Origin of the sequence: Nonomuraea diastatica, from assembly GCF_004349015.1 — a bacterium.
Taxonomy (GTDB): domain Bacteria; phylum Actinomycetota; class Actinomycetes; order Streptosporangiales; family Streptosporangiaceae; genus Nonomuraea; species Nonomuraea diastatica.
Window position 1 is genome coordinate 22,677 of record NZ_SMKP01000051.1, and the last position, 25,959, is coordinate 48,635.

Genomic DNA, 25,959 nt, shown 5'->3' on the forward strand with positions numbered 1-25,959 from the left:
TGGCTACTCAAGGGAGCTTTCATGGCACGCATCCCCGCCCCGCCGGGCCTGCCGGTCGTGGGCAACACGCTGCAGATCCCCTCGCACTCGCCGGTGGAGCACTTCGTCAAGGTCGCCTCCCGGTACGAGGAGGGCATCTTCCAGCTCGAGATCGCCGGTCGCACGCTCGTCCTCGTGTACGACCCTGACATGGTCGCGGAGGTGTGCGACGAGAGCCGGTTCGTCAAGCGCATCGGCCCGCCGCTGTCGATCGTGCGTGACTTCGCCGGCGACGGGCTGTTCACCGCCGACCAGGACGAGCCCGTCTGGGGGCAGGCGCACCGCATCCTGATGCCGGCCTTCAGCCAGCGCTCGATGAAGGCGTACTACCCGCAGATGCTCGAGGTCGCCGAGCAGCTCGTCGCGTCGTGGGCCGGCCGGCAGGGGGAGGACCTGCCCGTCGCCGACGACATGACCCGGCTCACCCTGGACACGATCTCGCTCACCGGGTTCGGCTACCGCTTCCACTCGTTCGACTCGCCCGAGCTGCACCCCTTCCTCAAGGCCATGGGCGGCGCGCTGACCGAGGCCATGCTGCGCAACCAGCAGCTCCCGCTCGTCACCAAGCTGCAGCGCAAACGGGAGGAGGCCTACCGCCGCGACATCGCCACCATGCAGGAGCTCGTCGACGACGTGATCAGGCAGCGCCGCGCCGCGGGCTCGACCGGCTCGAAGGACCTGCTCGGGCTCATGCTGGAGGCGTCCGACCCGCGAAGCGGCGCCCGCCTGTCCGACGAGAACATCCGCAACCAGGTCCTCACCTTCCTGATCGCCGGACACGAGACGACCAGCGGCCTGCTCTCCTTCGCGCTGTACAACCTGCTGCGCGAGCCCCACACCCTGGCCCGCGCGTACGACGAGGTGGACCGGCTGCTGCCGGACGACGAGCCGCCCTCCTACGAGACGATCATGAAGCTCGACGTGATCCCCCGCATCCTGGAGGAGACGCTGCGCGTCTGGTCGCCGATCCCGCTGTTCGGGGTGAGCCCGATCGAGGACACCGCGATCGGCGGCTATGCCCTGCCCGAGGGCGCCAGGACCGCCGTGCTGCTGCCGGCGTTGCACCGCCACCCCAAGGCGTGGGATCGGCCCGGCGAGTTCGACATCGACCGCTGGCTGCCCGCACAGAAGAAGGACCACCACCCGGCGGCGTACAAGCCGTTCGGCAACGGCGAGCGCGCCTGCATCGGCCGCCAGTTCGCGCTCACCGAGGCCAGGCTCGCCCTGGCGCTGATCCTGCGGCGGTTCGCCGTGTCCGACCCGAGCGTCTACCGCATGAAGATCAAGCAGATGCTCACCCTCAAGCCGGACGGCTTCACGCTCAGGGTCCGCGAGCGCCGCGCCCACGAGCGGGCCGTCGTGACCGTGCCCGACACGCGGGAGAACGAGCAGCAGGAGATCGCCGTCACCGGCGTCCCCCTCACCGTCGCGTACGGTTCCAACCTCGGCACCAGCGCCGACATCGCCGAACGCCTGGCCGAGCGGGCCGGGCGGGCCGGGTTCGCCACCACGCTGACGGCGCTGGACGAGCTGACGCCGCCGGGCGAGGGCCTCCTCGTCGTGGTCGCCTCCTCCTACAACGGCAAGGCCCCCGACAACGCCCAGCGCTTCGACGCCCTGGAGTCGCTGCCCGACCTGTCCGGGGTGCGACTGGCCGTGCTGGGCTGCGGCAACACGCAGTGGCCCACCTACCAGGAGTTCCCCAAGCGGGCGTACGAGAAGCTGACGGCGGCGGGCGCCGTGCCGCTGATCGAGCGCGGCGAGGCCGACACGGACGGCGACTTCGACGGTGACGTGTCGGCGTGGACGGCCCGGTTGTGGGAGGCGCTGGCCGCAGAGTACAGCGCGCCCACCGCGGGCGTGGGCCCCCGCTACGCGATGGAGGTGCTCAGCGAGACCGAGGTCCGGCCGGCGGTCGTGTCCGAGCGGGCCTTCCCGCTGACCGTCGTCTCCGCCGGGGAGCTGACCGGCGACCCCGCGGGGCTCTGGGACTTCTCGATCGAGGCGCCCCGCCCCGGCGTGCGCTCCATCGTGGCCCGGCTGCCCGAGGGCGTCACCTACACGGCGGGCGACCACGTGGCCGTCTTCGCCAAGAACGACCCCGAGCTGGTGGAGTGGGCGCTGGGCCGCCTGCGCGTCCCCCGGGACCAGGTGGTACGGCTGCGCGCCGCCGGAGCCACCCACCTGCCCGTCGGCACGCCGGTCACGGCGGGCCTGCTGCTGACCGAGTTCGCCGAGCTGCAGGAGGTGGCCACCAGGTCCGACCTGGAGGCGCTGGCCGCGCACACCGCCTGCCCGTGGACCCGCGGCCAGATCGCCGAGCTGACCGCGAACTACGCCGACGAGATCCTCGCCAAGCGGATCTCCCCGCTGGCCCTGCTCGACCGCTTCCCGGCGATCGAGCTGCCGCTCCCGGCGTTCCTGGAGATGGCCGGGCCGATCAGGCCGCGCTACTACTCGGTCTCCTCCTCGCCGCTGGCCGACCCCGGCCTCGTCCGGCTCACCGTCGGCCTGGTCGAGGGGCCCGCCTGGTCCGGCTCCGGCACCTACCACGGCATGTGCTCGGCCTACCTGGCCGGGCTGCAGGAGGGTGACGTCTTCTACGGCTACGTCCGGGTTCCCGCGCCGCCGTTCCGGCTGCCCGCGGACCCGGGCACGCCGGTGATCCTCGTCGGCCCCGGCACCGGGTTCGCGCCGCTGCGCGGCTTCCTGGAGGAGCGGGCGCTGACCGGCGCGACCGGGCACGCCGCGGTGTTCACCGGCTGCCGCCATCCGGACCACGACCAGCTGTACGCGGGTGAGCTGGCCGCCTGGGCCGCGTCGGACGTGGTGACCGTGCACGCCGCGTACTCCGCCGTGCCGGGGCATCCGTACCGGTTCGTGCAGGACGCCATCGCCGCGCGCGCGGACGAGGTGTGGGAGCTGCTGGAGCAGGGCGCCCATGTCTACGTCTGCGGCGACGGCCTGCGGATGGCGCCGGCCGTGCGGCGGGCGCTGCTGGACGTCCACCACCGGGCGACCGGCCGCGACGGCGCGGCGTGGCTCGCCGCGCTGGAGGCGGACGGGCGCTACCAGCAGGACGTCTTCGCCTGATCCTCGAAGGCCCTGGTCAGCAGAACGCGGTGTCCAGGGCCTTCTGCAGGGCGTCTGCGGGGGCCGTCCCGCTGTAGGGGTTGCCGGACATCACGACCGTGCGGCCGTCGTCCGAGCGCAGCGCGTACGTGAGGTAGCCGAAGACGCCGCCGCTGTGGCCGTGCACGCTCTTGCCGCACGTCAGGTCGAACTTCTGCAGGCCGAGCCCGTAGCCCATGCCTTCGGCCGCCGGCCGCGTGGTGCGCATCTGCTTGAGCGCGGACTTGCTGGTCAGCTTCCCGCCCAGCAGGGCGTCGAGGAAGCGGGACAGGTCGGCCGTGGTCGAGATCATCTCGCCGGCGCCGTATTCCAGGGACGGGTTGATCCAAGTGGCGTCCACCACCTTGCCCTTGTAGACGGCGTAACCGCGGGCGTGCGGCTTGGGTATCGACTGGCGGTGCCCCGGCAGGGACGTCTGGGTCAGGCGGAGGGGCCGCAGGATCCTGGTGGTGATCGCGTCGGCGTACGAGCCGCCTGCCAGCTTCTCGATCAGCATGGCGGCCACCACGTAGTTCGTGTTGGAGTAACGCCAGCCCTCGCCCGGCTTGAAGTACGGCGGCTTGGACAGCCCGACCGCCAGCAACTCCTCCGGCGTCTGGTCGTAGCGCGTCTCGACCGGCCGGAAGTCGCGCAGCGACCAGCCGGGGATGCCCGCGCCGGCGTAGTCGAACAGCCCGCTGGTGTGGTTGAGCGCCTGCCGCACCGTGATCGCGCTGCCCTCGGGCAACGCGCCGGGCAGGTGCTTGGCCACCGGGTCGTCGAGCGACAGCTTGCCCTCGTCGGCGAGTTGCAGCACGACGGTGGCCACGAACGTCTTGGTCACGCTGCCGATGCGGAAATGGCCTTCGGGGTCGGCCGGCTTGCGCGAGACCACGTCACGGTATCCGGCGGCGGCCGTCCAGCCGCCGTCTGTGCCGCTGCCCTTGTCGCTGATCCGGACCAGGGCCGCCGACATGGCCTTGGCCTTCACCAGGTTGTCGAGCTGCCGTTCGAGGGATGCGAAACGGTCGTCCGCGGGTGCGAGGGAGGTCAGGACGAGCGAAAGAGCGGCTATCTTCAGGGAAATCATGGGGACGACTGTAGAAATCAGGGGAGGACCCGGCCATGCGGTCCGCCATACGATGACCTGCGGAGAACCGCAACACGCTTTATCGACAATTCGGACTTAACGCTGCATGCTGGGATATAAACCGCAGCATGTGCGACACATCCGTGGAACATGCTCGACATCTCTCCACGGCACTGTGGGAGCCTCTGGAAAGGGGGGCGCGATGCTGCTGCGACTGAGGGTGTCTCTTCCGGACAGGCCGGGCGGTCTGGGGCAGGTCGCCAAGGCGCTGGGGGCGCTGGGAGCCGACATCCTGCAGGTCGTTGTGCTCGAGCGCGAGTGCGGCCGCGCCGTGGACGACTTCACCGTCTCCTGGCCGGGCCCGATCACTCCGAGCGAGGCGGGCGAGCGGCTGTCCTCCATGCCCGGCGTACGCGTGGAAGGGGTCTGGCAGACCAAGGAGATGCCGGGATCCGCCCCCGACTACGACCTGTTGATGCACGTCGCGGCCGAGCCCGCACGTGGGTTCGCCACGCTGGTGGACGCGCTGCCCGGGCTGTGCGGGGCGGAATGGTCGGTGGCCGTGGCCGACGGCGCCGTGCGGCACGCCTCGCTGGCCGCCCCCGACGGGTTCGACCCGCCCGAGCGCCCGCCGCGGGCCATCACCGTCGACGCCCGCGAGCTAAGGCTGATGTTGCTCCCGGTGGTCACCCAGGGCCTGCACGTGGTGGTCGCCAGGGCCGGCGGGCCGGTGTTCCACCGCGCCGAGGTGGAACGCGCCGCGCGCATCGTGGACGTGGTCGCCACGCTCGCCGCCCGGCACACGTCCGTACGCGCGGGTCATTGACCGGGCGATCACCTCGTCACTAACGTGATCGGTGCGAACAGGAGCCGCTCTTGACCGTTCACGAGCCCAGCATCGGCCGCTACTACGAGGACTTCACCGTCGGGGACGTCTACCAGCACCCCATGGGCCGCACGATCAGCGAGGCCGACAACACCTGGTTCACGCTCCTGACCATGAACACCAACCAGAACCACTTCAACGCCCACTTCGCAGCCAGGGCCCCCGCCGGCAAGATCATCGTGAACTCCGGCCTGACCGTGGCCATCGTGCTGGGTCTCTCCGTCATCGACGTCAGCCAGAACGCGATCATGAACCTCGGCTGGGAGGACATCCGGCTCACCCACCCGGTGTTCGCCGGCGACACCGTCTACGCCGAGTCGAAGGTCACCGCGAAACGCGAGTCGACATCGCGCCCGTACGCGGGCATCGTCACCTGCTACACGCGCGGGCTCAACCAGGACGGCGACGAGATCATGTCGTGGACGCGCACCGTCATGGTCTACAAGCGCGACGCGCCGCACGACAAGGACTACTTCCCGCAGGCCAGGACCGGCCCTCTCTGACGGCCCCTCTGGCGGCCCTTTGACGGCCCCTTCGACGGATCGAGAGCCATGGACTTCGAGCTGACGGACGAGCAGAAGGCGTTCCGCGAGACCCTGCGGGCGTTCGTGGACAAGGAGATCCTGCCGGTGGCCACCGAGTGGGAGCGCTCCGGCCGGTACCCGGCCGAGATCATCGGCAAGATGAAGCAGATGGGGCTGTTCGGCCTCAGCGTGCCCGAGGAGTACGGCGGGATGGGCGCCGACATGGTGTCGTTCGCCCTGGTCTTCGAGGAGATCGCGCGCGGCTGGATGGGCGTGGCGGGCACCATCGGCTCCCATTCGCTGGCCTGCTGGATGATCGCCCGCCACGGCACCGAGGAGCAGAAGAGCCGCCACCTGGCCGACCTGGCCGGCGGCGTGCGCCGCACCGCGATCGCGCTCACCGAGCCGGGCGCGGGCACCGACCTGCAGGGCATCCAGACGCGCGCCGTACGCGACGGCGACCACTACGTCGTGACCGGCACCAAGACGTGGATCACCAACGCCCGCCACGCCGACCCGTTGCCCGTGCTCGTCAAGACCTCGATCGAGGAGCCCGCCCACAGGGGCATGTCGGTGCTGCTCGTCGACCCTTCCGCGGAGGGCTTCAGCGTCAGCCGCGACCTGCCCAAACTCGGCTACAAGGGCACCGAGACGTGCGAGGTGGTGCTCGACGCGGTGCGCGTGCCGGTGTCCTGCCTGCTCGGAGGCGTCGAAGGGCGCGGGATGCAGCAGGTGCTCGGCGGGCTGGAGATCGGACGCATCAACATCGCGGCCCGCGCCGTCGGCGTCGCCCAGGCGGCCTACGATGCGGCGCTCGCCTACGCCCGGGAGCGCACGGCCTTCGGGCAGCCGATCGCGGACTTCCAGGCCATCCAGCTCAAGCTCGCCGACATGGCCACCGAGATCCAGGCCGCACGCCTGCTCACCTACTGGTCGGCCGCGCGGGCCGACAGGGGAGAGCGGGTGGACATGGAGGCGGGGATGGCGAAGTACTTCGCCTCGGAGGTGGCGCTGAAGGCGTCGCTGGAGTCGATGCGGATCCACGGCGGATACGGCTACTCCCAGGAGTTCGTGGTCGAACGGCTCTACCGGGACGCGCCGCTGATGGCGATCGGGGAGGGCACCAACGACATCCAGCGCATGGTGATCGCCCGCGCGCTCGTCTCCGGCAAGGGCCGCCTCGGCTGGTGACGCAGGAGGCGTACCCGGGGGGTGCGAACCCCGTACGGAACCGCATCACTTGGGCCCGATACGGGTATGTTGGTGCGGGTGTCCGCAGCCGCCGCCCCCGCGTCCCTTCACCCACTTCCGTCCACCCGGCTCGCCTGGCTGGACGCCCTGAGGGGCATAGGAGCGATGGCGGTGGTTGCCGAACACCTGCTGCCCTGGTTCATCCCTCAGCTACGGCCCTACTGGTTCAACATAGGTGTCTACGGCATCCTGGTGTTCTTCCTGGTCAGCGGCTACATCATCCCCGTCTCCCTCGAACGCCACGGTGACGTGCGCGCGTTCTGGTTCAGCCGGTTCTTCCGCCTCTACCCCCTCTACCTCAGCGTGATCGTCGCGGTGCTGGCCCTCGCCTGGTGGGTGCCGGTGCGCGAGGCCGTCCCGCGCGACGCGAGCGCTCTGGCCGCCCACGCGACCATGCTGCTCGACGTCGTCGGCGTCGGAGGCGTGGCCGACACGATGTGGACGCTGTCGTACGAGATGGTGTTCTACCTGCTGGTCACGGCGCTCTTCCTGCTGAGGGGCCACGGCCACAGCGGGCTGCTGGCGATGGTGTTCGCGGCCGGCGCCGTCGTGGTCGGGCTGGTGACGTCGGGGGCGGTCATGGTGGGCGTCTGGCCGGCGTACGTGTCGTTCGCGGTGTTCGCGGCCGGGCTGGCGTGCGTCGTCACGGGCAGGTTCCGTACCACCGCCGCCTGCGCGCTCGGGGTGATGGCGCTGCTGTTGCTGCTGCTGAGCAGCCGGGTACCGTGGCTGGGCGTGGCGGTGGTCGCGGTGATGTTCGCGGGCACGGCCATCCACCGCTGGGAGCGCGGCGACGGGCGGCTGTGGCCGGTGGCGGTCACCACGGCGCTGGTCGTGATGGCGCCTCTGTGGGCCGTGACCAGCGGCTGGTGGTGGGTGCAAGGCGACGTGTGGCTGACCACGATCGCGCTGGCCGGCCTCACGTTCGCGGGCGGCATGGCGCTGCGCGGGCGGCGGCTGCCCAGGGTGCTCACCTGGCTCGGGATGATCAGCTATTCGCTCTACCTGGTGCACCACCCGCTGCTGAAGTATTTCGTGGCGGTCACCGGCGACCTGCGCAAGGCGGCGCTGCCGGTGCAGATCGGCATGACCGTGCTGGTCCTGGCCCTGATCCTGGCCGGCAGCGCGCTGACCTACCGCTTCGTCGAGAAGCCCATGCAGGAGCTCGGCCGGCGCCTCTCAGACAGGGGCGGCCGCCGGCGCGAGAGCCCGGGTGATCTCCGGGCGCAGCCGGAGCACGCGCGCGACGACGGCGTCCTCGGCCAGGAGGAGGGCCAGGTGCCTGACGGCGTGCGCGACGACGTGAGCCAGCGCGACGTGCTCAGGTGACGGCGTCGCGGGCGCCTGACCTCGGGCGATCTCCAGCGTCGGCAGCTCGACCGCGGGCAGCCACGGCTCCGGATCGGGGCACACCGCGTACGTCAGGACGATCTCGCCGGCGGGGTCGTAACGCCAGCTCGTGGAGTGCACGACGGTGGCCGGATCGGCGGCGGTGACCCCGCTGATCCGCCGGGCGGCCTCGTCGGGGCTTTCGCCGTGCTCCGGCTGGGTACGTGCATGCCGGTAGGACCAGCGATTGTCAGAGCCCACCCGGAGCATGAGCGTCTCAACCGAGACCGTGTGTCTTCCCGTCACCGCCACCAACTTACTGCCATCCATGTGCAGGTGCGTCACACGCGCATATGCGTCCCCGCTCTTGAACGGCTCGGCCGTCCGGCAGCAGTCGATGAGGTGCGAGAGAGAGGCCGACAGGCATGCCCGGTTCGCTGGTGCTGATGGGGTCGGGGGAGACGAGCCCGACCATGGTCGAGATCCACCGCGCCGCGGCGCGTACCCTGCGTACGGGGGCGCGGGCCGTCCTGCTCGACACCCCCTACGCCTTCCAGGAGAACCGCGCCGACATCTCCGCCCGCGCCCGCCGCTACTTCGCCCGCAGCGTCGGCCTGGACGTCGAGGTGGCGGCCGGCGTCACCGGCGCCGACTGGGTGTTCTCCGGCCCCGGCAGCCCCACCTACGCGCTCGACCGGTGGGCCGCGTCGGGCGTGGCCGGCGACCTGCGGGCGCGCGTGCGCGCCCGCCAGGGGGTGACCGTGCTCGCCTCGGCGGCGGCGTGCACGGCGGGCCTGGCCACCGTGCCGGTCTACGAGATCTACAAAGTGGGCGCCGACCCCCACTGGCGTCAAGGGCTCGACCTGCTGGAGCCGCTCGGCCTGCGGGCCGTGGTGATCCCCCACTTCGACAACGCCGAGGGCGGCACCCACGACACCCGCTACTGCTACCTCGGCGAGCGCCGGCTCTCGCGCATGGAGCGCGAGCTGCCGCCCGGCACGGCGGTGCTCGGCCTCGACGAGCACACGGCGCTCGTCATCGACCTGGACGATGAGTCCGCACACGTGGCGGGCCGCGGCGGCCTGACCGTCCGGCGGCCTGGCTCGCGGGTCGTCCTGCCCGCGGGCACGCGCACGGGCCTCGCCGAGCTCCGCCGCCTGGCCGAGGGCCGCGCCGGTGCCACCGTCCCCCAGCCGTGCGCGCGGCTGACCGGGCGGCCGGCCGGGCGCGGGCCCGCCGAGGCGACGCTGGCAGAGACCGCGCGCGCGTGCGAGAAACTCTTCAACGCCGCCGTGGCCGAACCCGACATGGTGGCCGCCGCGCAGGCCGTCCTCGACCTGGAGACCGAGATCGTCAAGTGGGCCGCCGACACCGAGGAGGACGCCGGCGGGGTCGACCAGGCCAGGGTGCTGATGCGGCTGCTCATCGCCCGGCTCGGCGAGCCGGCCTCCACGGCTCGTCTGCGCTCCCTCGGGCTGGGTGCCCTGGTGGAGCCGCTGCTCGCGCGCCGCGCCCGGCTGCGCGACGAGGGACGCTTCGAGCTCGCCGACACGCTGCGCGCGGCGCTGCTCGAAGGGGGCGTGGTCGTGGAGGACACCCCGGGCGGCCCCCGCTGGACCGCTGCCTCCTGATGGCACGGCAGGTAAAAGCACGGTAAGGTGGCCCCGTCACTCGGGGTGATCGGATGGCCACGCTTGGCGCTGTGCCGCGTGCGTGCGAGACTCGAAACCATGGAAGGCGATGAGGAGATGAGTGCTCTGCCTGCGGAGGGCTGGCTGGTCGCCCACCCGCCACCGCGACGTGCCAGGCTCTTCTCCCTTCCACCCACCAAGGATGGCTACACCGTCGAGGACTGGCTCAGACTGCCCGAAACCGGGGAGTGGATCGAGTTGATCGACGGGAGTTTCGTCGTGAGTCCCATGCCCGCGTATGATCACGCGCTCTGCTCCGGTAGGCTGCGGGCGATCCTGCTCGATGCGGCACCCGAGGAGTTCGAGGTGGTCGAGACCGGCAACCTCCGGGTCGGGGAGGACGGGCTCATCCCCGACGTGGTGGTGGGACATGCCGAGGCGATACTCGCGGGCCCCGTCGCGCTTTCCGCATCGGACGTCGTGTGCGTGGCGGAAGTGGTCAGCCCGGGCAAGGTCAACCGGGAGCGCGATTACACCATCAAGCCACCGAGATATGCGGCGGCGGGAATTCCCGTTTTCATGCGCATCGACCTGGAAGGTCACGGCACGCCGCGCGTCGAGGTCTTCCACCTGGGCGAGCGTGCCTACGAGCTGGCCGCGGAGGCGAAGGCGGGCACCGTCCTCACGCTTGATCAGCCGTTCCCGGTCTCGTTCGACCCAGCCGTGCTCACTGGCCCGCGGCGCCGCTGAGTCGCCGCCGGATGCCCCGATGAAGGAGCGTCCGCCTGACGGGCCGCAGCGTCGGCGCGTGATCTCGCCCGCCTGCCCGTGCCCGCCGGGGAGGGGCTACCGGCGCGGGGGGTCGATGCGGGCGCCGTCCAGCGTGAAGATCATGACGCGGCTGAGGTCGACGCCCACCTTGGCGGAGTCGCCGGGGCGCCAGACAGGGTGGTTGCCCAGCCGGACGATGAGGTCGGAACGGCGGTGGATGCCGCTGTTGGGATGCTGGCCCACCCGCTCCTGCTCCTGGTGCTGCTCCGGCTGCGAGAACAGCCGCTTCACCAGCCCCGTCAGCCTGCCTGATCCGTTCTTCGAGCCGTTGACGCGCCGTGCGGGGTCCGGCGGCTCGGGCACCGGCGCGAACGACATCCCCGACTCGAGATAGGCCAGCCACTCGTGCCCGTGGTATTCCAGTGCCCGCACCCGCCCGTAGAACGAGGGCCCGTCATACGTCTCCGGCACCGGCGCCAGCCCGTCGGGGCGCAGGCCGACCAGGACCTGCCCGCCCGTGTGCTGGGAGATCGCGTACGCCCTGGGATCGCTCCACGGCATCGTCAGCCGGTGCGGGCCGAAGTCGAGCATGACGTACTGGTTCTGCGGCGTCCTGACGTTGGCCGTCAACAGGTTCAACTGCTGGGAGTTGAGGAAGGCCGCCACGAAGGCCGTGGCTGGATCGTTGTAAATCTGGGCCGGGGTGCCGACGTCCTGGAGGACGCCGCGGTTGAGGATGGCGATCCTGTCGGCCAGGGTCAGCGCCTCGACCTGGTCGTGGGTCACGTAGATGGTGGTGACGCCGAGCGATCTGACCAGGGCCGAGATCTCCATGCGCAGCTCGGTGCGCATGCCCGCGTCGAGGTTCGACAAGGGCTCGTCCATGAGGAACAGCTTGGGCTGACGGACGATGGCCCGGCCCATCGCGACGCGTTGCCGCTGGCCGCCGGAGAGGGTGCCGGGGCGGCGCTCGAGCGTCTCGTCGATGTGCAGTGCCTTGGAGAGTTCGGTGACGCGCTCGCGCACCATCGCGGGGTCCGCCTTGGCGATCTCCAGGGGAAAGGCGATGTTGCCGCGGACGGTCCTGTGCGGATATAAGGCGCCGTTCTGGAACACCATGGCGACGTCACGATCGCGCGGGGCCAGGTGGTTGGCCATCTGGCCGTCGAGCCAAAGCTCTCCTTCGGTGATCTCCTCAAGGCCGGCGATCATGCGCAGCAGCGTGGACTTTCCGCACCCGGAAGGGCCGAGCAGGACGAGGAACTCGCCGGCTTGCGCCCGCAGGCTGAGGCGGTCGACTGCGAGGTAGTCGCCCGGATACACCTTGGTCACTTTGTCGAGAACGACCGAGCTCATGGGCCCACACCTTGCGCGCGTGTCACCTGTGACGGGGGCTGATTGATGAGGTAGTACATCGCGCCTTAACGGTACATGTCCACCCTTGATGTAAAGAATCTCGTTCAGTTGCGTTTCGGTCGGGGGTTATGGGCATCCGTAGGCATTAATTTCCGGTTATTAGGGGTGTGGAAGGGCTTGCGTAAACTTGCGGAAAGAGCTTTCATGGTCGAAACGTACCGGGGGAGACTATGACCGCATGGTGGCGTGACGCCGTGATCTACCAGGTTTACGTACGCAGTTTCGCCGATGGCAACGGTGACGGAGTCGGCGACCTGATCGGCGTTCGCGATCGCCTGCCGTATCTGGCCGGGCTGGGCGTCGACGCCGTCTGGCTGACCCCGTTCTACACCTCGCCGATGGCCGACTTCGGTTACGACGTGGCCGACTACCGCGACGTCGACCCGCTGTTCGGGGCGCTCGCGGACGCGAAAGCGCTCATCGACGAGGTGCACGCCCTGGGGCTGCGGGTGATCGTCGACGTCGTCCCCAACCACACCTCCTCGGCCCACCCCTGGTTCCAGCAGGCGCTGCGCGGTGAGGGCCGTGACCGCTACATCTTCCGGGACCGGCCGAACGACTGGGAGTCGATCTTCGGCGGTCCGGCGTGGACGCAGGTCGAGGACGGGCAGTGGTACCTTCACCTGTTCGACCCCGCCCAGCCCGACCTCAACTGGGACAACGACGAGGTGCGCGGAGAGTTCGAGTCGATCCTGCGGTTCTGGCTCGACCTCGGCGTCGACGGCTTCCGGGTGGACGTGGCGCACGGCATGGTCAAGCCGGAGGGCCTGCCCGACATCGGCCGCGGCAACCAGGCCACGATGGTCGGCAGGGAGCCGGTGCCGTTCTTCGACAACGACGGCGTCCACGAGATCCACCGTTCGTGGCGGCGCGTGCTGGACTCCTACCCCGGCGAGCGGATCGGCGTGGCCGAGGCGTGGGCCCCCACACCGGAGCGGCTGGCCCGATACGTACGCCAGGACGAGCTGCACCAGGCGTTCAACTTCCACTACCTGTTCGCCCCCTGGGACGCGGCCGAGCTGCGCGAGGTGATCGACTCCTCGCTCGCCACGGCCGGCTCCGTCGGCGCCCCCACCACCTGGGTGCTGTCGAACCACGACGTCAAACGGCATGTCACCCGCTACGGCAGCCTGGCAAGAGCCCGCGCCGCCGCGCTGCTCACGCTCGCGCTGCCCGGCTCGGCCTACGTCTACCAGGGCGAGGAACTGGGCCTGCCGGAGGTGCTCGACCTGCCGGAGGAGCTGTGCCAGGACCCGCAGCGGCTGCGCGCCCCTGACAGCGGCCGCGACGGATGCCGGGTCCCGATGCCGTGGACGCGTGAGTCCGGCTGGACCCGCCCGTGGTTGCCCATCCCGGAGGAGTGGGCGGAGCTGAGCGTGCAGGCCCAGCAGGGCATGGCCGGCTCGACGCTGGAGCTGTATCGTACGGCGCTGCGGCTGCGGCGCGGCCTCGGCGGCGAACTGACCTGGCACGAGTCGCCCGCGGGCACGCTGGTCTTCTCCAGGGGCGAGTTCGCCTGCACGGTCAACCTCACCGCGGACCCCGTGGACTTCGAGGTCGACGGGGAGCTTCTGCTGGCCTCCGACGTCCCCGGCGCAGCCGATTCGGCGGCGTGGTGGAAAGTGAAGTGTGTGGTATGAACGGTCACGCTCGCCTAGCCGACATCGCCGCCCAGGCCGGGGTGAGTGAGGCCACGGTCAGCCGGGTGCTCAACGGCAAACCCGGCGTCTCGGCCGCCACCCGCCAGGCGGTCATGACGGCGCTTGACCTCATGGGCTACGAGCGGCCGCCCCGGCTGCGGCAGCGCAGCAACGGGCTGATCGGCCTGGTGACGCCCGAGCTGGACAACCCGATCTTCCCCGCGTTCGCCCAGGCCATCGAGAAGGCGCTGACCCAGCACGGCTACACGCCGGTGCTGTGCACGCAGCTGCCGGGTGGCGCTCCCGAAGACGAGTTCACCGAGCTGCTGGTGGATCGCGGGGTCAGCGGCATCGTGTTCGTGTCGGGCCTGCACGCCGACACCACCGCGCGGATGGACCGATACACCCGCCTCACCGACCGCGGGCTGCCGATCGTGCTCGTCGACGGCTACAGCGAGCACATCGACGCCCCCTTCATCTCGCCCGACGACCGCCTGGCCGCGCGGCTGGCCGTCCAGCACCTGGTCGACCTGGGCCACGAGCGCATCGGCATCGCGCTGGGGCCCCACCGGTTCGTCCCCGTGATCAGGAAGATCGAGGGCTACAAGCAGGCCATGGCGCAGCTGCTCGCCACCTCCGACGTCGACGAGCTGATCGCGCACTCGCTGTTCTCCGTCGAGGGCGGGCAGGCGGCCGCCACGCAGCTGCTGGCCCGCGGCTGCACCGGCATCGTGTGCGCGAGCGACCTGATGGCGCTGGGCGCGATCCGCGCCTGCCGGCAGAAGGGGTTGTCGGTGCCGGGTGAGGTGTCCGTGGTCGGGTTCGACGACTCGCCGCTGATCGCGTTCACCGATCCGCCGCTGACCACCGTGCGCAAGCCGATCGGCGCGATGGCCTCGGCGGCCGTGCAGACGCTGCTCGAAGAGGTCAACGGCGCCCCCGCCAAACACGTCGAGCTGATCTTCCAGCCGGAGCTCGTCGTCCGCGGCTCCACCGGCTCGGGCCCCCTGGTCAACCGGTGAGGTGAGGGAGCGCCGTGGAAGAGGAGCGGCGGGAGCGCGGCGACCAGAGCGACGGCGGAAGGCGGCGGCCGCGGGGCGACCGAAACCGCCTCCAGGAAGCGGGGCCATGAACACGCACGACATCCTCGTCCTCGGCGGCGCCGGGGTCGACACCACGGTCTACGTGCCTGAGCTGCCGCTCCCCTACCGCGACACCTACCAGGTGCCGCCGGTCGTGGACCGGATCGGCAACACCGGCGCGGGCGTGGCGCTGGGCTGCCGCGCGCTCGGCCTCGGAGTCGCGTTCGCCGACCTGGTCGGCGACGACCCGCAGGGCGCACTGGTCCACCGGGCGCTGGGCGCGGTCGAGTGCCGCTGGGGGCTCGCCGAGGCGGGCACCCGGCGCAGCGTCCTGCTCGTGGGGCCCGACGGCCGCCGCACCTCGTTCTACGACGCGAAGGTCACGCCGGGCGAGCGCCTGCCGCGCGAGCTCTACGCGGACGTACGCCCCCGGCACGTGCACGTGTCGATCATGGACTTCTGCCGCCACACCCTCGACGACTTCGACGGCGTCCCGATCTCCACAGACTTGCACGACTGGGACGGCGCCTCCGACTACCACAAAGACTTCGCCTACCGCGCCGACCTCGTGTTCATGTCGGAGGCCGCGCTGCCGGATCCGGCCGCCGCCATGCGCGACCTCATCGCGCGTGGGCGTGCACACACGGTCGTGTGCACGCGCGGCGCCGACGGCTGTCTCGTCCTGACGCGCGGCTCCGGCGTACGCGCCTTCCCGGCTGTGGCACTGCCGGGCCCGGCGGCCGACAGCAACGGCGCGGGCGACGCGTTCGTCTCCGGCTTCCTGTACGGCACGGTGAACGGCAGGCCGATGGAGGAGTGCGTGCGGCTGGGCTCGATCGCCGGCGCGCACGCCTGCACGGTCACCGGCACTCACGAGTCGCCGATCACGGAGATCTCGCTGCTCGCGAGAGCCGCCGCTCCGAGCGGGTGACCTCATTAAGTAATGTGATAGTACGATTGGACCGTGCTCGATCTCGTACGCGGTGTCTCGCCCGTCCTGGAGGTGCCCTTCCACGACGACGGCGCCCTCGACCCCGACGGCTTCGCCAGGGTGGTCGCAGAGGTGCTGGCCACGGGCGTCACCTCGGTCATGTTCCCCGGCTTCGCCGGCGAGTTCCACAAGCTCGACGACGCGGAGCGCGAGCTGCTCACCACCCTGCTCCTCGACGTCACCCGTTCCCGCGACGACGTGGCCGCGATCGTCTCGGTCCCCGACCACGCCACCTACCACGCCGTCGCGCAGGGCGTACGCGCCGCCGAGCGGGGCGCCGACGCGATCAACCTGCTCCCGCCGCACGTCATGAGCCCTTCTCGCGAGGCCGTGCTGGCGCACGTGCGCGCGGTGCTGACCGCGGTGGCGCCGCTGCCGGTCGTTCTCCAGTACGCCCCCGCCCAGACCGGCACCGCGCTCGACGCCGGCACGCTGCACCGGCTCGCCGCCGAACACCCCAACCTGGGCTGGGTGAAGGTCGAGTCGGCGCCGCCGGGCCGGCTGGTCGCGGCGCTGGCGGAGGGGAAGCGGCCGCTGCCCGCCCTGGTCGGCTACGCCGGGCTGCACCTGCCCGACGCGCTGCGCCGCGGCGCGGTCGGCGTGCAGCCGGGCTGCTCGTTCACCGACCTCTACGTGGAGCTGTGGCGGCGCTGGGAGAGCGGCGACGAGGAGGGGGCGCTGGCCCTGCACACCCGCCTGCTGCCCTACCTGTCCTACTGGATGCAGGGCGTGGAGCTGATCGTCGCCGCGGAGAAGGAGATCTCGCGCCGCCGCGGCTGGATCGGCTCGGCGCACTGCCGGGCCCCCGGGCACCGGCTCGACGAAGAGGAACACCGGATGATCGGCCGCTTCGTCGAGGAGTTCGGGCTGGCGCCGGCGGCATGATCGTCGGCGGGGCGGCCGCCGGGCCGGCCCGCCTTCCTTCATGACACCCTTGAGTGACCCTTCCAGTGACGGAGAGCGGCGTGGAGCTACAGGGCCTGCACGGGCAGGTGGTCGACAGGATCGGCGGTTCGCTCGCGGCCGGTGAGCTGCGCGCCGGCGAAGTGCTGCGCCTGGAGGACGTCCAGGAGCGGTACGCCGTCTCGCGCACGGTCGCCCGCGAGGCAGTGCGCGTGCTGGAGTCCAAGCGGGTGGTCACCAGCCGCCCGCGCATCGGCGTCACCGTGCGCCCGATGAGCGCCTGGAACCTCTACGACCCTCAGGTGATCCGGTGGCGGCTCGCCTCACCCGGGCGCGCGGCGCAGCTGCGCGAGCTGGCCGAGCTGCGCGCCGCGGTGGAGCCCGCCGCCGCGGCGCTGGCCGCCGGCCTCGCGGGGCAGGGCGTGCGGCAGGAGCTGATCGCCCACGCGCAGGCACTGACGAGCGCGGCGCGCGACGGCGACAGCGAGGGACTGGTGGCGGCCGACGCCGCCTTCCACCGCGTGTTGCTCGCCGCGTCGGGCAACGGCATGTTCGCCCAGCTCGCCGAGGTGACCGAGGAACTGCTCAAGGCCAGGCGCGACCTGCTGCTCCTGCCCGAGCGGCTCGACACGGCCGCCGTCAGCTGGCACCTCGACGTGGCCGAGGCCGTCGCGGCGGGCCGCAGGGCGGAGGCGGCCGAGGCGGTGCGGTCGATCGTGGAGTCCGCCCGCGACGAGGTCGAACGCCTTCTCGACGGCGACGCCACGCTCGCTTAGGCGGGGTCGTGCTCGCTCGTGGCGGCGGTCTCGGCGGCCAGCCGTCCGGGCGCCGTGAACGGCGCCGACGCCATCGCCACGACCGCCCCCAGGAACATGGCCCCCGCGATGACGAGCAGCGGCGCGTCGAACGACCCCGTGGCCTCCTTGACCACCCCGATCAGCGGCGTGACCGCCAGGCCCGCGATGTTGGCGACGGAGTTGATGAGCGCCACCCCGGCCGCCGCGGCCACGCCCGTCATGAATGACGTGGCGCTGCCCCACAACGCGGGCACGGCCGACCACGCGGCCCCGGTGGACAACGCCAGCAGCGCGAACCCGAGCACGCCCGGCCCGGCCAGCACGCTGCCCACCAGCATCACCCCGGAGGCCGCCATCGGCACCGCCATGTGCAGCGCGTGCCTGCCCCGCCGGTCGACGCCGCGCGCCACGAGCACCATCGCCACCACGGCCAGCGCGTACGGCACCGCGGTCAGCAGCGCGGTGACGAAGTCGCTCGGCTCGCCGAACCCGCCCTGGATCACCTGCGGCATCCACAAGGTCAGCCCGATGCTGTTGAAGGAGTACAGGAAGAAGAAGAGCGCCAGCAGCAGGACCCCGGGGCTGGACAGCGCCTGCCGCACGGAGATCGCCCGCTGCCCGTCGATCTCCGCCTGCTCGCGCGCGAGCCGCTCGGTGAGCCAGGTGCGCCCGCGCTCCGGCAACCACCCGGCCTCGCGCGGCTCGTCGGTGAGGAACCTCAGCACCACGAACCCGAGCGCGATGGCGGGCAGGCCCTCGATGACGAACAGCCACTGCCATCCGGCCACGTCGAGGAACCCGTCCATCCTCATGATGAAGGCGCTGATGGGCGCGCCGATGACCGTGGCGAGCGCGGCGCCGATGTAGAAGCGGCCCATCGCCCGCCCCCGGTGGCTGGCGGGGAACCAGCGGGCCAGATACCAGATGATGCCCGGGGTGAATCCCGCCTCGGCGGCCCCGAGCAGCAGTCGCACGATGATGAACGACTTCTCGCCCTGCACCAGGGCCATGCACGCCGACACGATCCCCCAGCTGATCATGATGCGCGCGATCCAGCGGCGGGCGCCGATCCTGGCCAGCACGATGTTGCTGGGCACCTCGAAGATCACGTACGTGACGAAGAACATGCTGACCCCGAGCCCGAACTGCGCGGCGGTCAGGCCGATCGCCTCGTTCATGCTCAGGGCGGCGACCGAGACGTTCGACCGGTCGATGTAGGCCACGATGTAGCAGATGATGATCAGCGGCATCAGGCGGCCGGTCACCCGGCGCATGGTCTCTCGCTCAAGCTCGCCGACGCTCATCCCATGACCTCCTGTGCAATATATGCACACTGCGAACTAATGGTGCTATCATTAGCCTGCTGCAGGTATTCGGTTGTGTCAACACCGCTGTAAAGGGCAGAGCTTAATGTCGCAGACCGTGAGCAGGGCGACCACGATCCTCCGACTGGCGTGCGACGGCCCGCGCAGCCTCGCGGAGATCGGCGACCGGCTCGGCGTGCACCGCACCACCGCGCTGCGCCTGCTCCACACGCTCGCCGAGGCCGGCCTGGTCCGGCGGCTGCCGGACGGCACGTGGGGCGCGGGGGGCGGGCTCGCCGCGCTGGCGGCCCGCGCCGGCGGCCAGTTCGGGCTGCGCGACCTCGCCCACCCGCACCTCGTCGCGCTGCAGGAGTCGACCGGTCACACCGTCCACCTGGCCGCCCTGCGCGAGAGCACGATCGTCTACGTCGACAAGGTCTCGCCGCCCGGTCCCGTCCGCATGTACGCCCGCATCGGGCGGCCCGTCCCCCTGCACACGGCGGGCGTGAGCAAGGCGATCCTCGCCCACCTGCCCGCCGCCCACACCGACGAGGTGCTGGAGGGCTGGGAGTTCACCCCGTACACTCCCGCTACGCTGATCACGAGGGACGCGCTCGACCAGGAGCTGCGGGTCGTGCGTGAGCGGGGGTGGGCGGCCGACGAGGGGGAGTTCGAGGAGTTCGTCCACTGCGTGGCCGTGCCCGTGCGCAACGCCTTCGGCGACGTGACCGCGGCGGTCTCGCTGACCGCGCTGCGCGCCCAGGCCGGTCGCGCCGCCCTGCACGCCCTGCTCCCGCCGGTGCGCCGGTGCGCCGGTGCCATCTCTGAGCATCTCGGTTACCAGGAGGATCCGTCATGACCGTCGCCGTCCACGTTGGCCCCGAGCCCGTGCCCGTCCTCATCGAGGCCGTGGAGCGGGCGGGCGGCAAGGTCGTACCACTGGAGCAGGCCGAGGCGATCGTCTACTACGGCAGCGACGACCCCGCGGAGATCCGGTCGATGGTCCACGGCGGCATCCACTGGGTGCAACTGCCGCACGCGGGCGTCGAACGATGGGCGGCCGCCGGGGTCATCACCGAGCAGCCGGTCTTCACCGCCGCCGCGGGCGCCTATGGGCCGGCCGTGGCCGAGCACGCGCTGGCCCTGATGCTGGCGGTCGCGCGCGGGCTGCCCCGGCACGCCAGGGCCACCTCGTGGGGGCCCAACACCTCGAAGGAGTTCACCGGCTCGACGGTCTCGATCGTCGGCTTCGGCGGCATCGGGCGGGCGCTCATGCGGATGCTGGAGCCGTTCGGCTGCCGGGTCCTGGCGGTCACCGACAGGGGAGAGGCGCCGGGGGCGGCGCAGATCGTGCCGCGCGCCCGCTACCGCGAGACGCTGCCCGAGGCCGCCTACGTGGTGGTCGCGGCGCCCGCCACTCCGCAGACCCTGGGGATGTTCGGGGCGCGCGAGTTCGGCCTCATGCGCTCGGACGCCTGGCTGGTGAACGTCGCCCGGGGCGGGCTCGTGGTGACCGAAGACCTGGTGGACGCGTTGCGCGCGGGCGACATCGGGGGCGCCGCCCTCGACGTCACCGACCCCGAGCCGCTGCCGGACGGGCACCCGCTGTGGGAGCTGGGCAACGTCCTGATCACACCGCACTGCGCCAACCCGCGCGACGCCTACTGGCGCGGCCTGGCCGAACGCGTCACCGCCAACGTGCGCCGCTTCTCCGAAGGCGCCCCGCTCGAAGGCGTGGTCTCCCCGTCGCAGGGCTTCTGACCCGGCCCTCCGCCGCGTCGCCGGCCCTCATGACATCGACTCCGCACAGCCCCCATGACGGCATCCGGCCGTGCCAGGCGAGCGACGCGAGGGGCGTGCCCGGCACGCGATGCGGGCGTCGTGGACGTGTCAGGCGGCCGACGGGTGGTGACGGGCGCCCGGGCCGGCGGCGTCGGGCTGGTCGCGCAGGTTGATCCGCGCGCCCGCGCTCAGGATTGAGTCGTGCACCTCGAGCCCCACGGGCGTAAGGCCCTTGGCCAGCTCGAACACCAGGGCACCGGTGAACGACCGCCCGGCCTCGATCCGCACCGGCGTGATCTCCTTGCCCGCCTTGTCGAGCAGCCTGGTGCCGGCGTGCGGCACGTCGTCCTCGTCGATGAGTTTCTGCTGCCCGGGGTAGAGCACGCGGGCGTCAGGGCCGACGTTGTCGATCTTTACGCCGATCCGGCAGACCCGTTCGGCCGCGGACTTCGCCGGCTTGGGGCACTTCGTGCTCGTCACGGCGAACTTCAGCTTGCCGTCCTGCACGGGCCCGTCCGCACCGGCCGCGGGAGGAGGGCGGAACACCCAGGCCAGCACGGCCAGCAGCAGCACCAGCAGCACCGCCGCGACGACCAGGACGGTCAGGCAGCCGGCGAACACGCTGCGCTTGCGCCCGGGCGGCCGGTAGCCGGGCAGCGGGCCCTGCCCGGTGGCCGCACCGGTTACTGAGCCGGTTACTGAGCCGCTTACTGGGCCGGCGACCGCGTGGTGCGGCGGCGTCTGGCCGGTCCGGTGGTGCGGCAGCGGCCCGCGCCCGGTGGAGAGCGGGCCGGTGGAGAGCGGGCCGGTGTGCTCAGGATGCGGCGTCTGCGGGCCGCGCGCGGTGCGCGGCAAAGGCCCGGTCCGCTCGGGATGCGGCCGGCGGTCCTGCCCGGCCGCCGTGGGGCCGGTGCGTTCCGCGGCCGCCGGCGGTTGGGGGCTCCGGCTGGAGCCAGGTGTGGGGCCCGTCCGCTCGGCGGGCGGGACCTGCTGCGGGCCGCGGCCGGAACCAGGTGTGGGCCCGGTGCGTTCGGCGGGCGGGGGCTGGCTCGCCCGCCCGCCCGCGCCGGGCAGGGGGCCGGGCCCCGTGCGCTCGTGGTGGGCCTGTTGCGGGGCACGGCCGTCCGGGCGCCGCGCCTGAGTGCCGTGGCCGGGCGCCTCGGGCTGCGGGCCGCGGTGTGCTCCGTCAGGCTGCTGGCCGCGGTGGGCGGCCTCGGGATGACGGCGCGGAGACGGCGAGCCCGGCGCGGCCCGGTCGGGCGGCGGGCGGTGCGGCGCCTGCGGCATCAGCGGCCCGAACTCCGACGGGTTCCACGCGTTGGTCAGGTGCTTGGTCGCGGCCAGCTGCGCGGCCGGCTCGTCGGCCGCCTCGACCAGCTCCAGCAGCAGCTGCCTGGCCGCCGGCCGCCGCGCGGGGTCGGGGTGGATGGCCGCCGCCACCAGCCGGTCGAGCGGGGCAGGCAGCCCTCGCAGGTCGGGAGGCGCGGTGCGGGCCCTGGCCGCCATCACGTAGGCGTCGCCCTCGCCGAACGGATGCCCGCCGAGCCCCGCGTACGCGATGAGCGAGCCCCACGCGAACACGTCGCCCGCAGGGCTCGTGCGCCCTTCGAAGACCTGCTCGGGAGCGATCCACCCGGGCGTGCCCATCACCATGCCGGCGTTGGTGTGCCGGGAGTCGACGTGCGTCGAGCGCGCGAGCCCGAAGTCGATCACCCGCGGCCCGGCCAGCGTCAGCATCACGTTGGCCGGCTTGAGGTCGCGGTGCACCAGCCCCGCCGCGTGGATGGCGGTCAGCGCGGCGGCCACACCGACGGCCGCGGCGTGCAACACCGACGGCGACAGCGCGCCGTGCTCGATGAGGTGGTCCTCGAGGGAGATGCCGTCGATGTACTCGGTGACGAGATAGAGGCGGCCGCGGTCCTCGCCGTGGTCGAGCACCCGCGCCGTGCAGAACGAGGCCACCTTGCGGGCGTTGGACACCTCTTCGTGGAAGCGCGCGCGGTAGACCGGGTCGGCGGTGAAGTCACGCCGGATCGCCTTGAGTGCCACCCGTGACCCGTCGGCGGCCTTGGCGAGGTAGACCACCCCCATGCCGCCGGAGCCGAGACGGCTGAGCAGCTCATAGGGGCCGATCGCCGGCGGATCTTCCGGCTTCAGCGGAGAGCCAGCGGAGCGCCCCAACGTCGCCGTCCTCTCGCCGTCGTCATCCCGTCTCAACCCGAACCGTTCCTCCGCCCCGGCCGGTCGTCATGCCGCGACCCGCACCGTTCCGCCCGCACGGCATCCCGTTTGTACCCAAGACTCTAACGGAGGAAGGGCCTACTCGTCGGCCACTAGGCGTGAGCAGGCTTGCGGCGCGCGGGGATCATCGTCACCCGCAGCCGCGTGAGGTCGAGCGCGTGGGGCAGCGGCCGGTGCGGCGAGATGAGCCGCCCGACCGGCTTGGGCCGGGAGCCGCGCAGGATGCCGGCCAGGAAGGCCGTGCCGACGGCGAGCGTCAGGTGCACGCCCTCGCAGCCCGGCCTGGACCACCACTCGCCGGCGGCGGTGCCGTCCAGCCAGATCTCGGGTGCGAAGGTGTTCGCGTACGGCAGGCGCGGGTTGCGCTGGTGGACGGCCATCGGCACCAGGACGGTGGTGCCCGCGGGAAGGGCGGCGCCGTACCAGGAGGTCTCCACCGTGGTGACGCGGGTCAGCGCCGGCACGGGCGGCCACAGGCGCAGGCCCTCTCGCAGGCAGGCGCGCAGATGGCAGGGGTCGGTGCGGGCCGCCTTGCGGTGCGCCGGGAGGGCGGCCAGCAGGGCGAGCGTCTGCATCAGGCCGGGCGCGGTCACGCCGAGCCCCATCAGCCAGAACGCCGCCTGCATGAGCCCGCGCGACTCGGCCTGTCCGGGGGTCTCGGCGATCAGTCCGGCCAGGCTGCCCGGCTCGGCGCGGCGCAGGTGGTCGATGATCCGGGCGTCGTAGCGGCCCGACAGGAGCTGCTGGCGCCGCCTGGCCCGCAGCCGTCCTGCCCGCGTGAGGTCCGCCAGCAGCCGGGTGAGCTCCTCGTCACCGGCTGCGCCGTCGCCGTAGACGCAGCGCCGGGCGACGCGCTGCCAGCGGCCGTTGAGCCGCGCGTAGTCCACCACACCCTCGGTGAGCTCCTTGGCCTCCTCGCGGGCGATCTCGATGAACGCCGGGCGCAGCACGTCCGTCGGCAGCCCCAGGAATCGCGTCTCGACGGCCGGAGCGTACGCGTCGTCGTCCTCGGCCAGCACGCGCAGCGCGTCGCGCTTGGACATGATCAGCAGCGCCGGGCCACGCGGGCCGTGGACCAGAACGGGGCGGCCGCCGTACCTGGCTTCGAGCTCCGACAGCAGCGTGCGGGAGCGCAGCAGGTCACGCCCGGGAGTGAGGTGCGGCGTGCCGGGCGGGACGAGGGCGGCCTTGAGGCGCAGGCTCTCCAGCGCGGTGGCCCTGGGCAGCCCCCTAGGCACGCGCGGCCTCCCGGAATCCGGCCGGCCCCCGCGGGTCCCGGGCCTGGCGGGCCCTGAGCCCTGAGCCCGCGGGCGCCTCCTGGATGGCCGGAGCGGGGAGGAAGTTCATATGCCGATGTGATCGCCGCGGGCCCCCGTTCGCAATCTGGGGTTTCGGTCAACGGAACGCTTGCGGTGCCCCGCGTCGGACGTGTTCCGGTGACCGGAACACGTCGGCGTCACGGAACACGCAGCGGCCAGGAGCAACTGGAGGGAGACAGCGCGGCCGAGATGGCCTGGGCGGCGCCGCGCACGGAGATACCGAGCCTGGCGAGCTGCGCCGCGTGCGCGGGCGCGGCCACGCCCAGCGCCATGCACACCGTGCCCGCGGGCCCGAACACGGGCGCGGCCACGCAGGCCACGCCCTCGGTGTACTCCTCCTGCGCGTACGCCACGCCGTTCCTGCGGACCTGGGCCAGCTCGCGTTCCAGCCCGGTCAGGGTGGTGACGGTGCGGCGCGTCCAGCGTTCGAAGGGGCCGCGCGCGATCAGCTCGTGGCGCAGCCGGGGATCGAAGGCCAGCAGCGCCTTGCCCGTGGCCGTGCAGTGCAGCGGCGCGCGGTCGGTGCCGTCGGAGCGCGAGTCGACGCGGTTGTGACCGTAGAGGCGCTCGACGTAACGGGCCTCCAGACCGGCGGCGGGCACGGCCAGGTTCACCGTCTGCCGGGTGGCCTCGTACAGGTAGAGCAGGTACGGCAGCACCACCGCGCGAGTGCCCGGCACGAGGGCGCGGGCGGTGCCGGCCATCGTCTCCAGCACCTCGCCGGGCATGTAGCCGTTGCCGACCCGGCGAGCCAGCTCGCGGGCGCACAGCACGCCGAGGATGCGGTGGGCGGTCGACTTGGGCAGCCCCGTGCTCCGGCACAACTCCGACAGGCTCACCGGGCGGGCGGCCGCGCTGAGCGCGAGGAGGATGTCGATCCCGCGCTCCAGGCTGCCCGGTTGCGCCGCCCGGCGGTCGTCCGTGACGTTCTGCTCGTGACCGGGCGCCTGTGTCGGCATGACTGTCCTTTCGCTTTCCGAGGAGCGAAAGGGGCTTCCCGGGGCCGCGTTTGTGCATGCCTTGACCTACCCGGGTGACCGCCCGTTGATACCCGGTCAACGCGAGCTGATGATCTTCGCGAATCCGGAAATGGCCACGTCACAGGGGCTCTAGGCCCTTTGGCCGGACCCGCGGGGCCCGTGTGCGTACGCCCGCTTCCGGGCGCTACGTCAGCGCGGCGGCCTCCGACGCGAGCTTCTCGACCCGGCTCCAGTCGCCCGCCGCGAGCGCGTCGGCCGGGGTCAGCCAGGTGCCGCCGACGCAGCCCACGTTCGGCAGCGCGAGGTAGGCGGCCGCCGTGTCCGCCCGGATGCCGCCCGTCGGGCAGAACCGCACGTCCGGCAGCGGCCCGCCCAGCGCCTTGAGGTAGGGGACGCCGCCCGCGGCCTCGGCGGGGAAGAACTTGAGCTCCTTGATGCCGCGCTCGGCCAGCGCCATCGCCTCCGACACGGTGGCCGCGCCGGGAAGGTAGGGGACGCCGCTCGCGTCCAGCGCCTCGACCAGCGACAGGGTGGTGCCCGGCGAGACCAGGAACCTGGCCCCGGCCGCCACCGATGCTGAAATATCGTCAGAAGTCCGGATCGTGCCGGCGCCCACGGTCGCCTCAGGCACCTCGGCGGCGATCCTGGCGATGGCCTCACGGGCGACCGGCGTGCGCAGGGTCACCTCGATGACCGGCAGGCCCCCGGCGACCAGCGCCCTGGCCAGCGGCACGGCGGTCTCCGCGTCGTCGATCACCACGACGGGGATCACCGGGGCGAGATCGAGCAGACTACTCATACGTTCTTCTCCTCGTCGGCCCTGTCAGGGACCTTCCGTACTGAATTTCTGGCCCGCGCCACCAGCGGGGGCC

Annotated in this window: 21 protein-coding genes; 14 read left to right on the forward strand and 7 right to left on the reverse strand. The window is 72.0% G+C overall.

Features of this window, described 5'->3' with window-relative positions; translation table 11 throughout:
* Positions 1 to 21: 21 nt before the first annotated feature.
* Positions 22 to 3,132: a bifunctional cytochrome P450/NADPH--P450 reductase gene (locus E1294_RS19335; protein ID WP_132509996.1), complete on the forward strand. Its 3,111-nt coding sequence runs from the start codon at positions 22 to 24 to the stop codon at positions 3,130 to 3,132.
* A 16-nt stretch (positions 3,133 to 3,148) separates the two neighbouring features.
* Here the strand turns inward: E1294_RS19335 and E1294_RS19340 are convergent, their stop codons facing one another.
* Positions 3,149 to 4,240 (reverse strand): serine hydrolase domain-containing protein, encoded by a 1,092-nt coding sequence (locus tag E1294_RS19340; RefSeq protein WP_132509998.1) that lies wholly within the window; start codon positions 4,238 to 4,240, stop codon positions 3,149 to 3,151.
* 202 nt (positions 4,241 to 4,442) lie between these two features.
* On the opposite strand from E1294_RS19340, the gene E1294_RS19345 reads away from it, so the two are divergent.
* The 6 genes from E1294_RS19345 (at position 4,443) to E1294_RS19370 (ending at position 10,611) form a co-directional block, all read left to right on the forward strand.
* Positions 4,443 to 5,066: an ACT domain-containing protein gene (locus tag E1294_RS19345; protein WP_132510000.1), complete on the forward strand. Its 624-nt coding sequence runs from the start codon at positions 4,443 to 4,445 to the stop codon at positions 5,064 to 5,066.
* A 50-nt stretch (positions 5,067 to 5,116) separates the two neighbouring features.
* Positions 5,117 to 5,629, forward strand: a complete 513-nt coding sequence (locus E1294_RS19350) for a MaoC family dehydratase (RefSeq protein WP_132510002.1) — start codon at positions 5,117 to 5,119, stop codon at positions 5,627 to 5,629.
* A gap of 48 nt (positions 5,630 to 5,677) precedes the next feature.
* A complete protein-coding gene (locus E1294_RS19355; RefSeq protein WP_132510004.1) occupies positions 5,678 to 6,841 on the forward strand; it encodes an acyl-CoA dehydrogenase family protein in 1,164 nt (387 codons plus the stop codon).
* Positions 6,842 to 6,907: 66 nt separating this feature from the next.
* On the forward strand, positions 6,908 to 8,230 hold the full coding sequence (locus tag E1294_RS19360) for an acyltransferase family protein (protein WP_132510006.1): 1,323 nt from the start codon (positions 6,908 to 6,910) through the stop codon (positions 8,228 to 8,230).
* Positions 8,231 to 8,655: 425 nt separating this feature from the next.
* On the forward strand, positions 8,656 to 9,861 hold the full coding sequence (locus E1294_RS19365; RefSeq protein WP_132510008.1) for a CysS/YqeB C-terminal domain-containing protein: 1,206 nt from the start codon (positions 8,656 to 8,658) through the stop codon (positions 9,859 to 9,861).
* Positions 9,862 to 9,924: 63 nt separating this feature from the next.
* Complete coding sequence (locus E1294_RS19370) at positions 9,925 to 10,611, forward strand: Uma2 family endonuclease (protein ID WP_132510010.1); 687 nt, start codon at positions 9,925 to 9,927, stop codon at positions 10,609 to 10,611.
* A gap of 96 nt (positions 10,612 to 10,707) precedes the next feature.
* On the opposite strand, the gene E1294_RS19375 is transcribed toward E1294_RS19370, so the two are convergent.
* Positions 10,708 to 11,988 carry an ATP-binding cassette domain-containing protein gene (locus E1294_RS19375; RefSeq protein WP_132510012.1) on the reverse strand — a complete coding sequence of 427 codons (1,281 nt, stop codon included), beginning with the start codon at positions 11,986 to 11,988 and terminating at the stop codon, positions 10,708 to 10,710.
* A gap of 230 nt (positions 11,989 to 12,218) precedes the next feature.
* Here E1294_RS19375 and E1294_RS19380 point away from each other — a divergent pair, with 230 nt between their 5' ends.
* From E1294_RS19380 to E1294_RS19400, 5 genes are all read left to right on the forward strand, one after another.
* Entirely contained in the window at positions 12,219 to 13,688 is a 1,470-nt protein-coding gene (locus tag E1294_RS19380; RefSeq protein ID WP_132510014.1) for a glycoside hydrolase family 13 protein, read from the forward strand.
* Positions 13,685 to 14,710: a LacI family DNA-binding transcriptional regulator gene (locus tag E1294_RS19385; protein WP_132510016.1), complete on the forward strand. Its 1,026-nt coding sequence runs from the start codon at positions 13,685 to 13,687 to the stop codon at positions 14,708 to 14,710. Before E1294_RS19380 ends, E1294_RS19385 begins: the two co-directional genes overlap by 4 nt.
* 106 nt (positions 14,711 to 14,816) lie before the next feature.
* Positions 14,817 to 15,701, forward strand: coding sequence for a carbohydrate kinase family protein (locus E1294_RS19390; protein WP_132510018.1), 885 nt, complete (start codon positions 14,817 to 14,819; stop codon positions 15,699 to 15,701).
* Between the two features lie 33 nt (positions 15,702 to 15,734).
* Entirely contained in the window at positions 15,735 to 16,646 is a 912-nt protein-coding gene (locus E1294_RS19395) for a dihydrodipicolinate synthase family protein (RefSeq protein WP_132510020.1), read from the forward strand.
* 80 nt (positions 16,647 to 16,726) lie between these two features.
* Entirely contained in the window at positions 16,727 to 17,440 is a 714-nt protein-coding gene (locus E1294_RS19400) for a FadR/GntR family transcriptional regulator (RefSeq protein ID WP_220447827.1), read from the forward strand.
* Here the strand turns inward: E1294_RS19400 and E1294_RS19405 are convergent.
* Positions 17,437 to 18,765, reverse strand: a complete 1,329-nt coding sequence (locus E1294_RS19405; protein WP_132510022.1) for an MFS transporter — start codon at positions 18,763 to 18,765, stop codon at positions 17,437 to 17,439. The two genes, E1294_RS19400 and E1294_RS19405, sit on opposite strands and share 4 nt — an antisense overlap.
* A 118-nt stretch (positions 18,766 to 18,883) precedes the next feature.
* On the opposite strand from E1294_RS19405, the gene E1294_RS19410 reads away from it, so the two are divergent.
* Entirely contained in the window at positions 18,884 to 19,624 is a 741-nt protein-coding gene (locus tag E1294_RS19410) for an IclR family transcriptional regulator (protein ID WP_246083115.1), read from the forward strand.
* Positions 19,621 to 20,526 (forward strand): D-isomer specific 2-hydroxyacid dehydrogenase family protein, encoded by a 906-nt coding sequence (locus E1294_RS19415; RefSeq protein ID WP_132510026.1) that lies wholly within the window; start codon positions 19,621 to 19,623, stop codon positions 20,524 to 20,526. Before E1294_RS19410 ends, E1294_RS19415 begins: the two co-directional genes overlap by 4 nt.
* Before the next feature lie 129 nt (positions 20,527 to 20,655).
* On the opposite strand, the gene E1294_RS19420 is transcribed toward E1294_RS19415, so the two are convergent.
* The 4 genes from E1294_RS19420 to eda form a co-directional block, all read right to left on the reverse strand.
* Positions 20,656 to 22,728: a serine/threonine-protein kinase gene (locus E1294_RS19420; protein ID WP_132510028.1), complete on the reverse strand. Its 2,073-nt coding sequence runs from the start codon at positions 22,726 to 22,728 to the stop codon at positions 20,656 to 20,658.
* Positions 22,729 to 22,880: 152 nt separating this feature from the next.
* Positions 22,881 to 24,026 (reverse strand): cytochrome P450, encoded by a 1,146-nt coding sequence (locus tag E1294_RS19425; RefSeq protein ID WP_132510030.1) that lies wholly within the window; start codon positions 24,024 to 24,026, stop codon positions 22,881 to 22,883.
* A gap of 218 nt (positions 24,027 to 24,244) precedes the next feature.
* Positions 24,245 to 25,066: an IclR family transcriptional regulator gene (locus tag E1294_RS19430; RefSeq protein ID WP_132510032.1), complete on the reverse strand. Its 822-nt coding sequence runs from the start codon at positions 25,064 to 25,066 to the stop codon at positions 24,245 to 24,247.
* A gap of 205 nt (positions 25,067 to 25,271) precedes the next feature.
* Complete coding sequence (gene eda / locus E1294_RS19435; RefSeq protein ID WP_132510034.1) at positions 25,272 to 25,886, reverse strand: bifunctional 4-hydroxy-2-oxoglutarate aldolase/2-dehydro-3-deoxy-phosphogluconate aldolase; 615 nt, start codon at positions 25,884 to 25,886, stop codon at positions 25,272 to 25,274.
* Positions 25,887 to 25,959: the final 73 nt, after the last annotated feature.